Genomic DNA, 14,814 nt, shown 5'->3' with positions numbered 1-14,814 from the left:
AAAAACCGCCAATTTATGGCGGTTTTTTATCAATGACAACTTATGTGTCGTTCTTTGCCAACTTATGTGTCGCGTAACGTGACGTTTATCTTACCAGCTCAAAGCACCGCCAGTTTGATAATCAGTTACGCGCGTCTCGAAGAAATTCTTCTCTTTACGCAAGTCCATCATTTCCGACATCCACTGGAATGGATTGGCAACACCAGCAAATTGCTCTGGTAAACCAAGTTGAGATAGGCGACGGTTACAGATGAATTTTAAGTATTCTTCCATCATTGCTGCGTTCATACCCAATACACCGCGTGGCATCGTGTCACGTGCATATTCGATCTCAAGCATCGTACCTTCAAGAATCATTTGAATGACTTCTTGTTGGAACTCAGCCGTCCATAACTGTGGGTTTTCGATCTTGATTTGGTTAATCATATCGATACCAAAGTTCAAGTGCATCGACTCATCACGCAAGATGTATTGGAATTGCTCAGCAACACCATTCATCTTATTACGACGACCCATAGACAAGATTTGACTGAAACCACAGTAGAAGAAGATACCTTCAAGTACACAATAGAATGCAATCAAGTTACGCAATAAGATTTGATCGTTTTCAGGTGTACCAGTTTGGAAGGTTGGATCGCTCAATGACTGTGTATATTTCAAACCCCATGCTGCTTTACGCGCAACACTTGGGACTTCACGGTACATATTGAAGACTTCGCCTTCATCCATGCCCAAAGACTCAATACAGTATTGATAAGCATGGGTGTGAATCGCTTCTTCAAATGCTTGACGCAAGATGTATTGGCGGCATTCAGGGTTGGTAATATGACGGTAAATCGCCAAAACCAAGTTGTTTGCAACCAATGAGTCCGCAGTCGAGAAGAAACCTAAAGAACGCATGATAATGGTACGCTCATCTTCGGTTAAGCCATTTTCAGACTTCCAAAGTGCGATATCATGGTTCATGTTAACTTCTTGTGGCATCCAATGGTTGGCACATCCGTCTAAATACTTCTGCCAAGCCCATTCATATTTAAATGGAACAAGCTGGTTCAAGTCCGCACGGCAGTTGATCATCGCTTTGTCATCAACTTGCACACGTTGTGCACCCATCTCAAGCTCTTCTAAACCCGGTGCAACATCGAGGTGTTCTAAGGCTTTAGATGCTCGAGCCAACGAATCGGTGGGATTTGTTGATCGGATGGCACTGGCTCCAGTGGATTGTGAAGCTGCCACGCTCGGCGATGCAGGCTCTGCATCAGATACCATCTGCGTATCAACCGTTTTTTTCGGTTCGACGGGCGCAGACTTGTGTTCATGTGTAGTCGGTTTTTGCGAATCATCTTCAAAATCGTCCCAACTTAGGATAGACATTTGCGTTCTCTCTTCGTTGTGTATAGCTGTTATCGACATCTCAACAAAGACATCTTAAATATACGCTTATATTGTGTAAGCAAAATTAAGTTTTATCGATTGATATTCAAAATTTTGATGAATTCAGATCTACAATCCCTAAGACTTATTTTGCTTACGCTGTTGTTTGCGAATGGCTAAAAATGCATAAACCATGGGCACATAAAAGAAAATAAAAGCAAAGATTAGAACAGCAAGTCCTAACATATAGTTATGGCTAAAATTGAACATAATCTCTGCCTTTTAATTAAGCCCCCCTTTTGAAAAGGGGGATTTAGGAGAATTTTACTGACAAGCTTCACAGTCTGGGTTGTCGATTGAACACGCCATTGGCACTGGAGCCGCAGTGGTAAAACCGTCTTCTTCAACTTTAGCTTCTGGCTTTTTCTCTTCTACAGCTTGTGCTGCAACAATAGGAGCTTCAGCCGATGCTGGTTTCACTGCATTGAGTGCACCCGTATTAATCGTTGATTTCTCAGCAGAGGTTGCACCCAAAGCTCGGAGGTAATAAGTCGTCTTCAGACCACGTAACCATGCCATCTTATAGGTGATGTCAAGCTTCTTACCATTTGCACCAGCGATATAAAGGTTCAATGATTGTGCTTGATCGATCCATTTTTGACGACGAGACGCAGCATCAACGATCCAACGTGTATCCACTTCAAATGCAGTCGCAAAGATTGCTTTCAATTCTTCAGGAATACGCGCAATTTTTTGTACAGAACCTTCAAAGTGTTTCAGGTCATTGACCATCACGGTATCCCACAGACCACGTTCTTTTAATGCACGAACGAGGTAAGGGTTGATCACGGTGAATTCACCAGAAAGATTTGATTTCACATATAAGTTTTGGAATGTTGGCTCAATGGATTGAGACACACCACAAATATTTGAAATGGTTGCCGTTGGTGCAATCGCCATCACATTTGAGTTACGCATACCATCTTTTTGAACTTTGGCACGTAATGTGTCCCAGTCCAAACGTTGAGTACGGTCAACTTCAAACATACGCTCTGGACGAGTTTTTGCAACAAGGTCTAAAGAGTCGATTGGAAGGATACCTTGATCCCACAATGAACCTTTAAATGTTGTATACACACCACGCTCAACAGCCAAATCACTCGAAGTTTGGATTGCATAGTAGCTAATCACTTCCATTGATTCATCAGCAAAATCAACTGCTGCATCAGAACCATAAGCGATGCCCATTTCATAAAGTGCATCTTGGAAGCCCATGATACCCATACCGACAGGGCGGTGCTTCAAGTTCGAGTTCTTTGCTTGTGGAACTGCATAGTAGTTAATGTCGATCACGTTATCGAGCATACGAACCGCAGTTTTGATGGTACGAGCAAGTTTCTCGCGATCGAGCACACCACCTTTAACGTGTTCTACAAGGTTAATCGAACCTAAGTTACATACCGCGATTTCATCTTGGCTGGTATTTAAGGTGATTTCTGTACACAAATTAGATGAGTGAACTACGCCAACGTGTTGCTGTGGTGAGCGTAAGTTACATACGTCTTTGAATGTGATCCAAGGATGACCTGTTTCAAATAACATAGACAACATTTTGCGCCATAAGTCTTTCGCACGGATTTTCTTATGAAGCATATTGCTTTCTTTCGCAATGCCTTCGTAGTAAGCATAACGCTCAGCAAAGGCAGCGCCCGTCAAGTCATGCAAATCTGGTGTTTCAGAAGGGGTGAATAATGTCCAATCACCATCTTCAAATACACGCTGCATAAATAGGTCTGGCACCCAGTTTGCAGTGTTCATGTCGTGAGTACGACGACGATCATCACCGGTGTTCTTACGTAGCTCTAGGAATTCTTCGATATCCAAGTGCCAAGTTTCTAGGTACGCACATACTGCACCTTTACGTTTACCACCTTGGTTGACAGCGACTGCGGTATCGTTGGCCACTTTCAGGAATGGAACAACACCCTGAGATTTACCATTCGTACCTTTGATATATGAGTTCAACGCACGAACAGGTGTCCAGTCATTACCTAAACCGCCAGCCCATTTTGATAGCATTGCGTTGTCACGCATTGCACCATAAATGTCATACAAGTCATCACCAATAGTGGTCAAGTAACAGCTTGAAAGTTGTGGGCGTAATGTCCCTGAGTTAAATAGGGTAGGCGTAGATGCCATGTAGTCGAAGCTAGACAGTAAGTTATAGAACTCGATTGCACGGTCTTCTTTATTTTCTTCACTGACAGCCAGACCCATCGACACACGCATAAAGAATAATTGTGGTAATTCAAAACGCACGCCATTTGAATGGATAAAGTAACGGTCAAATAAAGTTTGTAGACCTAAATAAGTAAATTGGTTTGAGCGTTCAGGTTGAATCGCGGCTGCCAATTTTGCAAGGTCAAAATTAAGAAGATCAGGTGAGAGTAGATCTAGCTCAATCCCTTTCTTTAAGAAGGTTTCTAAAGCATCACCTTCCGAAGTATCGGTTGGTAAACCTAAGAAGATTAAGCCTGTGCTGACCAACTCATTACATAACAAACGTGCCGTCACATAGGTGTAGTTTGGTTCATGTTCGATGCGGGTACGTGTTGCCATCATCATGGTGGTGGCAATATCACTCTCTTTGACACCGTTATATAAGTTCTTAACAGTTTCATCGACAATGGCTTGTACATCAATGCCTTCCAAATCTGCACTTGCAGTTTCGATCGTGGTCGTCAATGCATCTAAGTCTAACGGTTGTAGTTGACCTTTGGCATCAATGATTTGGAGTGTTGGGTGGTGGTTTGCCCCAGTTTGTTGGCGCGCAGTTGCACGTTGATCACGATAGATCACATAAGCGCGTGCAACTTTTTGCTCGCCTGTGCGCATTAATGCCAATTCAACTTGATCTTGAATTTCTTCGATATGAATCGTACCACCTGATGGTAAACGGCGATTAAATGTATTCAGAACCATCTCAGTCAGTTGCGTGATACGGTCATGGATGCGACTAGAGTCAGCACCTTGTTGACCTTCAACAGCTAAAAAAGCTTTCCCAATCGCAACAGAGATTTTTTCAGCGTTAAAAGTCGCAATTTCACCAGTGCGCTTAATTACCTGAAGTTGGCCGGGTGTAGAAGTGATGATGCTCATGTCAGCATAGCTCCATTATCATCTATATTTTTATGTTCATAGACCGTTTGAATCGAGCAAAAAATATGCCACGATGTTTGAGGGATAAACACAAGACTTAGTGGTTAAAGTTTATTTTAAACACAAGATACGGTATTTTTAGCAGTAGATCAATATTGACATTTTACTAAAGTTTTTTTCATGTTTTAACTGCTGATTTCACAGACACATAGCATAGCAAAGCCCTTCAAAAAGCCGTATAGATAACTCTGTGGATAACTCAAAAAACAAACACTTAAATTCTTTTTGACCAACTAAGAAACAAATTGTTTAACATTGGAACAAATTTTATACTTATTTTTCATTTTGTTGGAGAGAAGCATAAAAAACTGAAAAAGCCATTAAAATTCATAATTTTAATAAAATTATAACAAAATGAGGTAGGCGTGTATCAGTTTGGTGAACGGCTACTTGTTTACAATGTAAACGTGTGTATATTGCAAAACATGAACCAATGTATATGCCAAATTTTAGGGGCGAACAAATGAGCCAAGAAGAAAAGTTACCGAAAATTTTAATCGTAGAAGATGATGAGCGTTTAGCGCGCTTAACACAAGAGTATTTGATCCGTAACGGTTTAGAAGTTGGGGTCGAAACTGACGGTAACCGTGCGATTCGTCGAATTATCAGCGAGCAACCAGATTTAGTTGTGCTTGATGTGATGTTACCTGGCGCAGATGGTTTAACCGTTTGTCGAGAAGTACGTCCGCATTATCATCAACCGATTTTGATGTTGACAGCGCGTACTGAAGATATGGACCAAGTGCTTGGTTTAGAAATGGGTGCAGACGATTACGTTGCTAAGCCTGTTCAACCACGTGTGTTGTTGGCTCGTATCCGTGCTTTGTTACGTCGTACCGACAAAACAGTTGAAGATGAAGTTGCGCAACGTATCGAGTTTGACGATCTTGTGATTGATAACGGTGGTCGTTCAGTGACCTTAAATGGTGAACTAGTTGATTTCACCAGTGCTGAATATGACCTATTGTGGTTATTGGCATCAAACGCAGGTCGTATCTTGTCTCGCGAAGATATCTTTGAACGTCTACGTGGTATTGAGTACGATGGTCAAGACCGTTCAATTGATGTGCGTATTTCTCGTATTCGTCCAAAAATCGGCGATGATCCAGAAAATCCGAAACGTATTAAGACCGTACGTAGTAAAGGTTATTTATTCGTTAAAGAAACCAATGGGATGTAAAATTCAGCCCCTCCTTTTCTCATAAAGGAGGGTTTCTCTTTTTTGACAAGGAGAAGTAGTTGAATAATTTGGAATCATTTCCCTTATGGTGAGTCGAGTACTTAAGAACAGCATATTCTTGCGAATTTATGCTGGATTGGTTGTATTGGTGGTTGTCGTTGCCGCATTTTGTTATTTGCTGGTACAAATCATTAACTATCAACGTGCGCAAGAATATCGTGAGTCTCTCACGGATGGTATTTCCTACGTAATTAGTGAGGGGGTATCTCGTCAACCAGAAAAACAACAAAAATTAGATTGGATTTCCGATGCATCCGACTTGTTGGAATTGCCCATTTATTATGTGGATGCAGCGAGAGTCGAACTTTCTCGGACTGAAAAGAAACGTATCGCTGCGCAAAAGTCGGTGGTTCGTTACGATGCAAATCATGGTGTCGGTTATATCATTATTGGTCTGAAAGATGATCCTCAGCATTTCCTCTATATAAAAGTCGATAAACTCGGCGAACGTCAAATGAAGGCGCTGCCTATTTTTGTCTTGGATTATTTGATTTTTTATCCGGGGCAGGAGCGAGAGTATTTAGAGAAAATTAAAGAGCACTTTTATTATCCAATAGAAATTTTAGATATTCGAGACATTAACTTAGACTCAGAGCAGATTGGTCGGTTGCGCCAAGATCAAAGTGTGTTGTTGTATAAAGACAGTGCCAGCATACGGGGCACAACCATTTCGATTGTTTCACCGATGCCGAATCACCCAGCACGCGTTTTGCTACTGGGTCCAGTGCCAATGTTTAATTGGATGCCTTTTCAGCTTTCAGCAGGTATTACCCTATTTAGCTTATTCTTATTGAGTTTGGGTGTGTATGGATTGATTTTGCCTTTAGAGCGCAAAATCCGTCAGGTACGCCATGCCTTGAATAAGATGAAGTCAGGTGATTTGTCCTTGAGAGTACCGATTGAAGGTACCGATGAAATGGCAAACTTGGCATCCAGTTATAATAATATGTCAGACCATATTCAGCGTCTGATCGAAGCGCAGCGGGAATTAATGCGGGCCGTCTCGCATGAGCTTAGAACACCTGTGGCGCGCATTCGCTTTGGGATGGAAATGTTGGCTGAAGAAGATGATTATAATTATCGGATTCAACAAGTTGATATGATTGATAAGGATATCGAAGCACTGAATACCTTGATCGATGAAATCATGACTTATGCCAAACTTGAGCAGGGAACCCCATCTCTTGATTTTGAAGAAATTATATTGGTTGAAGTGCTTGATCAAGTTGCGATGGAAACTGAGGCACTGAAAACACAAAAAGAAATTGAGTTGATTGCCCCTTCATTGGTATTGAAAGTGGATGCTGAGCGTCGATATTTACATCGTGTGGTGCAAAACTTAGTGGGCAATGCAGTTCGCTATTGTGATCATAAGGTGCGTATTAGTGGCGGTGTTCGCGCTGACGGCAATGCTTATGTGTGTGTGGAAGATGATGGCCCGGGTATCCCTGAGCAAGAGCGAGCGCGGATCTTTGAAGCCTTTGCACGTTTAGATGATAGTCGTACTCGTGCTTCAGGTGGTTATGGCTTAGGCTTATCTATTGTGAGTCGTATTGCGTATTGGTTTGGTGGTGAGGTTCATGTGGATCAGAGTCCAAACTTAGGCGGTGCTCGCTTTATGATGACGTGGCCTGCAAAACGTTATAAGCAAACCTTAAAGAAATAATCAGCACTTAAATACCCGAATAAAATGCCATAACTAAAAGCCAAAGCACTGTTTGCTTTGGCTTTATCGTGTATCTTTCAAAGATACAGCGTTGGTCTATTCCTGTAGAGAGGAATCAGGTTCGATTAAGGGGCGACCTGATCTTAAGCTTTGTAACGCATCTGCATTAAAATCAACCAATAAAGAATTGTTTTTAACGTCTATTTTATAGCTTTGGATCAGTCGTTCATCTCCATTTATGGTTTCTACTCGATAGGCATCTGCAATATTAAGAATTCCTTCAAGATTTGTTGTGGTTGATGCAAAATCTTCTCTAAATAATTCGTAAATATCCCTTAAATCGAAAATTGCATTATCTGCATCTGGGTGTTTACGGACGTAATTCTCAATATGACGCATGAGTAATTGTGAAAAAAAGAAATAATCTGAGTGGTGTGCGAATTTTAGATCCATATTTTTCTCCTTATTGTCTATCTTTAGAATACCGATCTATTGCCGAAGCTGTGTAAAAAGATAATTAAAGTATTTAGCTGAATTGCAACATATTATGTCGAAATCACCACCTGATTTCGTCCTTGCCTTTTGGCTTGGTAAAGTGCGTCGTCCGCTTGTTTAAATAAGTATTCAATTGAATGTCGATTTTCAGCCGTGCAAACAAAAATCCCGATACTGATTTGGATCGAAAAAGTTTGGTGATGTTCCAGTTTAATTGGCGTTTGACTCACGTGTAGACGGATTCTTTCAGCATCTTGGTAGGCTGTGTCGGCATTGGTGTTGGTTAAGAAAATAGCAAACTCCTCACCACCTAAACGTCCGATCAAGTCCTGAGGCTTTAAAAGCGATTGAATGGTTTTTACACAGCTTTGCAGGGCGCGATCTCCGATGAGATGACCGTAGTTGTCATTGACTTGTTTGAAGTGATCAATGTCGAGCATCAAGAAGGCTGTTGTTTGACCTGTATTTTTGGCTTGTTGTTGTAAAAGTTGTAGGGATTGTAGAAATTGACGTCTAGTTAAGCTGGATGTTAACTCATCATGAGCAATCGTGTGTTGTAGCTCTCGAATCAACTTAGATCGCACCACATTGATACTGGAAACCGTTAGCGGCGCGATGGTCATCATAATCAGCCCAAGACGAATCGAGATCGTATTGTTTAGATATTGATCTGGATAGAGCACTAAATAATGTTGGGAGACGTGGTGAATAATAAATGCGCAGCTAATAGAGGTGATAATTGCCACTGAAAAATGGGGGTATCTCAGCGCACACCAAATCAATGGCGCAATAGGATAGAGTAATGAGCCAGGACCCGCATCATAGTAGGCAATCACAATTGATATAATGACTGCAATCAAAGGTAAGCTTTCTAGAATAATTTGAGATTTAAATGCATTGAGTTGTTGTTTAAATTTGGCTAAATACGGTGTGCTAATGATGGCGGGTAAAAGTAATAGTGCATTCTGAATTTCTGCTGTAAACCAATGTCCATAATCAAGCCAAAACGAGCCTAAAGTAAATTTAGTCTCAAAAAAAGGCAGTGTAATCGCTGCAAATAAAGCACTCGACAATCCGCCAATACAGCAAAAACTAAATAAAAATAAATAGAAATAGCCTTGATGCATTGAGCGAATAAAGGCGTTAAATTTTATGTAGAGGGCAAGTGTGACCAGTACATAGATTAAGTTGGCAGAGGTTAAACAAATATTTAATAGAAAGGGTGTACCCTGTAAGCCATCTGCAATGAGATAGCCAAGAATTGCGCCGATAAAACTGATTGGATGGCGGGTCTGTGGAAAGCGAATCAGCAAACCTAACAGCACTGAATTGGCAGGCCAGAATGAAGCAAGAAAGTTGAGTTGTCGTGTTGCGATACCGAGTAAGCAACACAAAAAAATCACACCCGTAAATATTAAAAATAATTGGAAAAGCGACAGGGGTTTTGATGCTACTCTTGATTGAGCCATTCTGACGCGTTTCCTTAGATATTTAGTCGCGCTATTATATAAATTTTGTTTAAATTTTCATCATAAATTTGTATTAATGCAATGATTTAGTGCATGGAGCATTAATTCTGAGCATAGACCATAGATTGCGATAGTTTTTGGTACATAGGTAAAGAAAAAAATGATTAACATGCTATGTTTGATTTGTTAATTCGATTTTTAAGGGTGAATTAACCATGATCTTGGATATATTTGTAATTTTAAGGACAAAATCATCCGAAAGACTAAAGCGCTTCAACTAGCATGCGAAATTAGAAATCAGGTACAATTGGCGGAATTAATTTTGTGTTTGGTGTATTTGAAGGCCAATACATACATTCTTTGTTAAAAATAGGCCTGCCAGGAGTTATCCCCGCATGAGTGCCATTACTCCATACGATTGGGCGATTATTGCCTTCGTGATCGGCGTTACATTTCTTTGCGTTTTTATGCTGACCGTTCCTTTACTCCTTGGGGGTAAAGCTTGGGGACGTGCCAAGCAAGAACAGTTTGAGTCAGGTGTAGTAAGTGCGGGCGGTGCTCGTATTCGCTTGTCAGCCAAGTTCTATCTCGTTGCGATTTTCTTTGTCGTTTTTGATTTAGAAGCCCTTTACCTCTATGCATGGGCAACCTCTGTCCGTGAAGTCGGTTGGGTTGGCTTTATCACTGCCGCAGTGTTTATTTTAGTGTTACTTATTGGTTTGATTTACGAGCTTTCTACAGGTGGACTTAACTGGGCACCTTCAGATCGTCGTAAAGCGGCTGGTGTTAAAACTAAGATTGGTTCGCCAAATATGAATATCGCTGACATTACTCGATTCAATAACATTGAAGAATTGGTGATCGATCCTACTGGTCAAATTCCAGCGCAGTCTTCTGGTCGTGTTAAGTCTAAAACACCGACTACCTCATCATCTGAACAGGAGTAAGTCGGGATGAAATATACTTTAACCCGTGCGAATCCGGATGCCGATCAATATCCATTACAAGATCGTCAAATCGTAACTGATCCACTTGAGGAAGAAGTCAATAAAAGTGTGATGATGACTCGTCTAGAAGATGCTGTGCATACAGCAGTCAACTGGGGTCGTAAAAACTCTTTGTGGCCATTTAACTTTGGTACTTCTTGCTGCTACGTCGAATATGCAACCACATTAACGGGCGTACATGATTTATCTCGTTTCGGTGCAGAAGTAATTCGTGCTTCACCACGTCAGGCTGATTTGATGATTGTTGCAGGAACATGCTTTGTCAAAATGGCACCTGTAATTCAACGCTTGTATGAACAAATGCTTGAGCCTAAATGGGTCATTTCAATGGGTGCTTGTGCTAACTCTGGTGGCATGTACGACATCTATTCTGTGGTTCAAGGTGTAGACAAAATTATTCCTGTTGATGTGTACGTCCCAGGTTGTCCACCGCGCCCAGAGGCATTGATCCAAGCTTTAATGTTATTACAAGACCAAATTCAACTTGAGCGCCGTCCACTTTCAGCCGTAATTGGTGATGATCTTCAGCCTGTGTATAAGCCAAAGATGATGCCAGAACGCGACCGTAAAAATGCGGAACGTATTGCGGTGAAAAACTTGCGCTCTATGGATGAAATTAAATAATTTTTGAAGATGAGTTTTTGACATATCTGATGGGTATGGTCATCTAAAAAATTGCCAGAATTTGTATTGAATAGGAAGCCAAACCAATGGCTGAAACTGACATTGCTATGCCAGAGTCAACACCAGTTGATTCACGCCCAGCATTTGCAATCGTAGAAGAGCTCAAAAATAAATTTGGTGAGAACTTCTACGTGCAGGCGACTTTTGAAGAGTTTCCAACAGTCTGGGTTGAGCGCGCACGCGTGCAAGAAGTCCTTATGTTCTTACGTAAAGTAGAACGTCCTTATGTCATGCTATTTGACTTATCTGCGATGGATGAGCGTTTACGTGTTCATCGCGATGGTTTACCTGCATCTGACTTCACTGTGTTTTATCATTTACTTTCACTTGAGCGTAATAGTGATATTCGTGTCAAAGTGGCTTTGAATGAAAATGATTTAAACCTGCCAACGGCAACCAATATTTGGCCAAATGCAAACTGGTACGAGCGTGAAGCTTACGATATGTTTGGGATCAATTTCGAAGGGCATCCAATGCTACGTCGTATTTTGTTACCAACCTATTGGGAAGGTCATCCGTTACGTAAAGAATATTCTGCCCGTGCGACAGAATATACGCCGTATATGCAAGACCAAGCCAAGCAAGACTTCGAACAAGAACATCTACGTTTTGTACCAGAAGACTGGGGTCTAACACGCGGCAACGCTGATGAAGACTTCATGTTCCTGAACTTAGGTCCTAACCATCCATCTGCGCACGGTGCATTCCGTGTGGTTCTACAGTTGGACGGTGAAGAAGTGAAAGACTGTGTGCCTGATATTGGTTATCACCACCGTGGTGTGGAAAAGATGGCTGAACGTCAAACATGGCATTCTTTCATTCCTTATACTGACCGCGTGGACTACTTGGGTGGTTGTGCTCAGAACATGCCGTATGTGATGGCTGTAGAGCAAATGGCAGGAATCAAAGTTCCTGAACGTGCTCAAGTGATTCGGGTCATGTTGAACGAATTGTTCCGTATCAATAACCACTTATTATTCTGTGGTACGGCGATTCAGGATGCCGGTGGTATGACACCAGTATTCTATATGTTCGCAGATCGTCAAAAAGTCTATGACATCGTTGAGGCGATTACGGGTTACCGTATGCACCCAGCATGGTTCCGTATCGGTGGTACCGCGCATGACCTTCCAAATAACTGGCAAAAACTGGTTAAAGAGTTATTGGAATGGATGCCAAAACGTTTGAACGAGTACTACACTGCCGCACTTAAAAACTCAGTATTTATCGGTCGTACCCGCAATGTTGCGCAATACGATGCGAAATCTGCGTTGGCTTGGGGCGTGACAGGTACAGGTTTACGTGCAACGGGTATTGATTTTGATGTCCGTAAATATCGTCCTTATAGCGGCTATGAAAACTTCGATTTTGATGTGCCGCTCGAATATGAAGGCGATGCGTACGCGCGTGTTCTGGTTCACTTCCGTGAAATTACCGAGTCACTGAAAATTATTCAACAGTGCTTGGATAACATGCCTTCTGGTCCATATAAAGCGGATCATCCACTGGCTGTTCCACCACCAAAAGACAAGACCTTACAAGATATTGAAACCTTGATTACGCACTTCTTGAGCGTGTCATGGGGTCCTGTAATGCCAGCAGGTGAAGCATCGTTTATGACTGAAGTGGTGAAAGGTGCAAGTACCTATTACCTCACGTCTGATAAGTCGACGATGAGCTACCGTACTCGTATCCGTACGCCGACATTCACTCACTTACAGCAAATGCCTTCAGTGATTAATGGTAGCTTGGTCTCTGATTTGATCATCTATTTGGCAACCATTGACGTGGTTATGGCTGACGTGGATCGCTAGGGGTAAACGATAATGATGATTTTGACTGATAAAAAACCTCGTGTGAATGTTGAAGGGATTTTGACTGCTGAAGAAATCCATGACATTGAACATCACATTGATCACTATCCGTACCCACGTGCCGCATCACTGGATGCGCTCAAGTGTGTACAACGCCGTAATGGTTGGGTAGATGACGCTCAAATGAATGCGATTGCGCAATTGTTGAGTATGAGTGTGGCTGATTTGGAAGGTGTAGCAACGTTCTATAACCGCATTTATCGCCAGCCTGTAGGCCGTCACGTGATTTTATTGTGTGACTCTATTGCTTGCTTCTTGATGGGTGCAGAAACTTTGGCAGAGGCGTTCCAGCGCGAGTTGGGAATCCAATATGGACAAACCACAGCAGATGGTCGTTTTACCTTGCTGCCAATTTGTTGTTTAGGCAACTGTGACAAAGGTCCAACTTTAATGATTGATGAAGATACCCACGGTTTAGTGGATGTGTCATCGGTCAAACAGTTATTGGAGAAGTATGTATGAATACTGAACCAAAACCAATCTATGGCGACGGTAACCCAGAAACACATCCATTGACTTGGCGTTTGAGTAAGCAAGAGCATGTTCGTGCTGCTGATGATTATGAAGCGCTTGAAGGTTATGCAGGCTTTAAAAAAGCACTCAGTATGCCACCAAAAGATGTATTGGAAGTGGTCAAAGCTGCAACCGTAAAAGGTCGTGGTGGTGCAGGTTTCCCAGCAGGAATTAAATGGTCATTAATGGCACCAAATGATGGTGGTCCACGTTATTTGATCTGTAATGCTGATGAAATGGAACCGGGTACTTTTAAAGACCGTTTGTTGATGGAACAACTTCCACATCAATTGATTGAAGGGATGCTGATCGCGGGTTATACCCTAGAAGCGACACATGGCTATATCTTCATTCGTGGTGAGTATGTTGAAGCAGCTCAATACTTAAATGAAGCATTAGAGCAAATCCGTGCCAAAGGTTACTTGGGTGAAAATATCCTAGGAACGGGCTGGAACTTCGAGATGCACGTGCATACAGGCGCAGGGCGTTATATCTGTGGTGAAGAAACTGCATTGATTAACTCGCTCGAAGGTCGCCGTGCTAACCCACGTACTAAACCACCATTTCCACAAGTGGCAGGTGCATGGGGTCGTCCAACGATTGTAAATAACGTTGAGACCTACAATAACTTGCCAGCGATTATGCTGCGTGGTCCTGAATGGTATATCAATCTTTCTGCGCATAAATCCAAAGACCCAGGCACCAAGATTTATGGTGCGTCAGGTAAAGTGAAATTCCCAGGACTTTGGGAACTTCCATTTGGTACCACTGCACGTGAAGTGATTGAAGACCATGCGGGTGGTATGCGTGATGGTTTAACCCTGAAAGCATGGTTACCGGGTGGTGCATCAACAGATTTCTTGGCTGCTGAACACATTGACCTACCAATGGATGCAGAAAGCATTATGAAGGCGGGTTCTCGTTTAGGAACGTGTTTGCTGATGGTGGTAGATGAAACCCAATGTATGGTTTCAGCGACTCGTAATTTAGAAGAATTCTTTGCGCGTGAATCTTGTGGTTTTTGTACACCGTGTCGTGATGGCCTACCTTGGGCTGTTAAGGCATTGAAAGCACTTGAAGATGGTAAAGGGAAGATGGAAGACATTCAACATCTATCTGAACTGACTAAAAAGTTGTGGATCGGTAAGACTTTCTGTGCCCATGCACCGGGTGCGATGGAACCACTGATGGGCGCATTAAAATATTTCCGCCATGAGTTTGAAGCGAAGGTTAAAACCCATGCTCCAGCTCTTGACGTAGAACAAGTTTAAGG

12 protein-coding genes are annotated in these 14,814 nt (G+C 42.1%); 7 read left to right on the top strand and 5 right to left on the bottom strand.

The features are described 5' to 3' along the window. Nucleotides 1-90: 90 nt before the first annotated feature. The 3 genes from MMO38_RS06040 to MMO38_RS06030 all read right to left on the bottom strand — a co-directional run bounded on the left by MMO38_RS06040 (nt 91) and on the right by MMO38_RS06030 (nt 4,533). The gene (locus MMO38_RS06040) at nt 91-1,374 is read right to left on the bottom strand and encodes a ribonucleotide-diphosphate reductase subunit beta (RefSeq protein WP_241322915.1); all 1,284 of its coding nucleotides are present in this window, start codon (nt 1,372-1,374) and stop codon (nt 91-93) included. Nucleotides 1,375-1,512: 138 nt separating this feature from the next. Next, nucleotides 1,513-1,647 carry a preprotein translocase subunit YajC gene (locus MMO38_RS06035; protein ID WP_165382399.1) on the bottom strand — a complete coding sequence of 45 codons (135 nt, stop codon included), beginning with the start codon at nt 1,645-1,647 and terminating at the stop codon, nt 1,513-1,515. Nucleotides 1,648-1,698: 51 nt separating this feature from the next. After that, nucleotides 1,699-4,533 (bottom strand): ribonucleoside-diphosphate reductase subunit alpha, encoded by a 2,835-nt coding sequence (locus MMO38_RS06030; protein ID WP_241322914.1) that lies wholly within the window; start codon nt 4,531-4,533, stop codon nt 1,699-1,701. A gap of 523 nt (nt 4,534-5,056) precedes the next feature. Between MMO38_RS06030 and bfmR the strand changes: the two genes are divergently transcribed. Both bfmR and bfmS read left to right on the top strand, forming a co-directional pair. After that, complete coding sequence (bfmR, locus tag MMO38_RS06025; protein ID WP_004669852.1) at nt 5,057-5,773, top strand: response regulator transcription factor BfmR; 717 nt, start codon at nt 5,057-5,059, stop codon at nt 5,771-5,773. A gap of 85 nt (nt 5,774-5,858) precedes the next feature. Continuing rightward, nucleotides 5,859-7,499, top strand: coding sequence for a sensor histidine kinase BfmS (bfmS, locus tag MMO38_RS06020; RefSeq protein ID WP_005198311.1), 1,641 nt, complete (start codon nt 5,859-5,861; stop codon nt 7,497-7,499). A 96-nt stretch (nt 7,500-7,595) separates the two neighbouring features. Here bfmS and MMO38_RS06015 read toward each other — a convergent pair whose 3' ends face one another. Continuing rightward, nucleotides 7,596-7,952, bottom strand: a complete 357-nt coding sequence (locus tag MMO38_RS06015; RefSeq protein WP_004669854.1) for a hypothetical protein — start codon at nt 7,950-7,952, stop codon at nt 7,596-7,598. Between the two features lie 92 nt (nt 7,953-8,044). Continuing rightward, entirely contained in the window at nt 8,045-9,463 is a 1,419-nt protein-coding gene (locus MMO38_RS06010; RefSeq protein WP_241322913.1) for a diguanylate cyclase, read from the bottom strand. Nucleotides 9,464-9,858: 395 nt separating this feature from the next. Between MMO38_RS06010 and MMO38_RS06005 the strand changes: the two genes are divergently transcribed. From MMO38_RS06005 to nuoF, 5 genes are all read left to right on the top strand, one after another. Beyond that, a complete protein-coding gene (locus MMO38_RS06005; RefSeq protein ID WP_004669856.1) occupies nt 9,859-10,410 on the top strand; it encodes an NADH-quinone oxidoreductase subunit A in 552 nt (183 codons plus the stop codon). Between the two features lie 6 nt (nt 10,411-10,416). Then, nucleotides 10,417-11,094, top strand: a complete 678-nt coding sequence (locus MMO38_RS06000) for an NADH-quinone oxidoreductase subunit B (protein WP_004669857.1) — start codon at nt 10,417-10,419, stop codon at nt 11,092-11,094. Between the two features lie 86 nt (nt 11,095-11,180). Beyond that, the gene (gene nuoC, locus MMO38_RS05995; protein WP_004669858.1) at nt 11,181-12,968 is read left to right on the top strand and encodes an NADH-quinone oxidoreductase subunit C/D; all 1,788 of its coding nucleotides are present in this window, start codon (nt 11,181-11,183) and stop codon (nt 12,966-12,968) included. A 12-nt stretch (nt 12,969-12,980) separates the two neighbouring features. Next, complete coding sequence (nuoE, locus tag MMO38_RS05990) at nt 12,981-13,490, top strand: NADH-quinone oxidoreductase subunit NuoE (RefSeq protein WP_004669859.1); 510 nt, start codon at nt 12,981-12,983, stop codon at nt 13,488-13,490. Further along, the gene (gene nuoF / locus MMO38_RS05985; RefSeq protein ID WP_241322912.1) at nt 13,487-14,812 is read left to right on the top strand and encodes an NADH-quinone oxidoreductase subunit NuoF; all 1,326 of its coding nucleotides are present in this window, start codon (nt 13,487-13,489) and stop codon (nt 14,810-14,812) included. Before nuoE ends, nuoF begins: the two co-directional genes overlap by 4 nt. Nucleotides 14,813-14,814 lie beyond the last annotated feature (2 nt).

This window comes from Acinetobacter sp. NIPH 1852 (genome assembly GCF_022549455.1).
In the GTDB taxonomy this organism is placed as follows: domain Bacteria; phylum Pseudomonadota; class Gammaproteobacteria; order Pseudomonadales; family Moraxellaceae; genus Acinetobacter.
The sequence above is the reverse complement of the archived record's forward strand: the minus strand, read 5'-3'. Positions and strand labels throughout refer to the sequence as shown.

Excerpts from the sequence above, each read along its gene's own strand:
- MMO38_RS06030 (WP_241322914.1), bottom strand. The coding sequence starts at position 4,533 with ATGAGCATCATCACTTCTACACCCGGCCAACTTCAGGTAATTAAGCGC.
- MMO38_RS06005 (WP_004669856.1), top strand. The coding sequence starts at position 9,859 with ATGAGTGCCATTACTCCATACGATTGGGCGATTATTGCCTTCGTGATC.
- nuoF (WP_241322912.1), top strand. The coding sequence starts at position 13,487 with ATGAATACTGAACCAAAACCAATCTATGGCGACGGTAACCCAGAAACA.
- nuoE (WP_004669859.1), top strand. The coding sequence starts at position 12,981 with ATGATGATTTTGACTGATAAAAAACCTCGTGTGAATGTTGAAGGGATT.
- nuoC (WP_004669858.1), top strand. The coding sequence starts at position 11,181 with ATGGCTGAAACTGACATTGCTATGCCAGAGTCAACACCAGTTGATTCA.
- MMO38_RS06010 (WP_241322913.1), bottom strand. The coding sequence starts at position 9,463 with ATGGCTCAATCAAGAGTAGCATCAAAACCCCTGTCGCTTTTCCAATTA.
- MMO38_RS06000 (WP_004669857.1), top strand. The coding sequence starts at position 10,417 with ATGAAATATACTTTAACCCGTGCGAATCCGGATGCCGATCAATATCCA.
- bfmS (WP_005198311.1), top strand. The coding sequence starts at position 5,859 with ATGGTGAGTCGAGTACTTAAGAACAGCATATTCTTGCGAATTTATGCT.
- bfmR (WP_004669852.1), top strand. The coding sequence starts at position 5,057 with ATGAGCCAAGAAGAAAAGTTACCGAAAATTTTAATCGTAGAAGATGAT.
- MMO38_RS06040 (WP_241322915.1), bottom strand. The coding sequence starts at position 1,374 with ATGTCTATCCTAAGTTGGGACGATTTTGAAGATGATTCGCAAAAACCG.
- MMO38_RS06015 (WP_004669854.1), bottom strand. The coding sequence starts at position 7,952 with ATGGATCTAAAATTCGCACACCACTCAGATTATTTCTTTTTTTCACAA.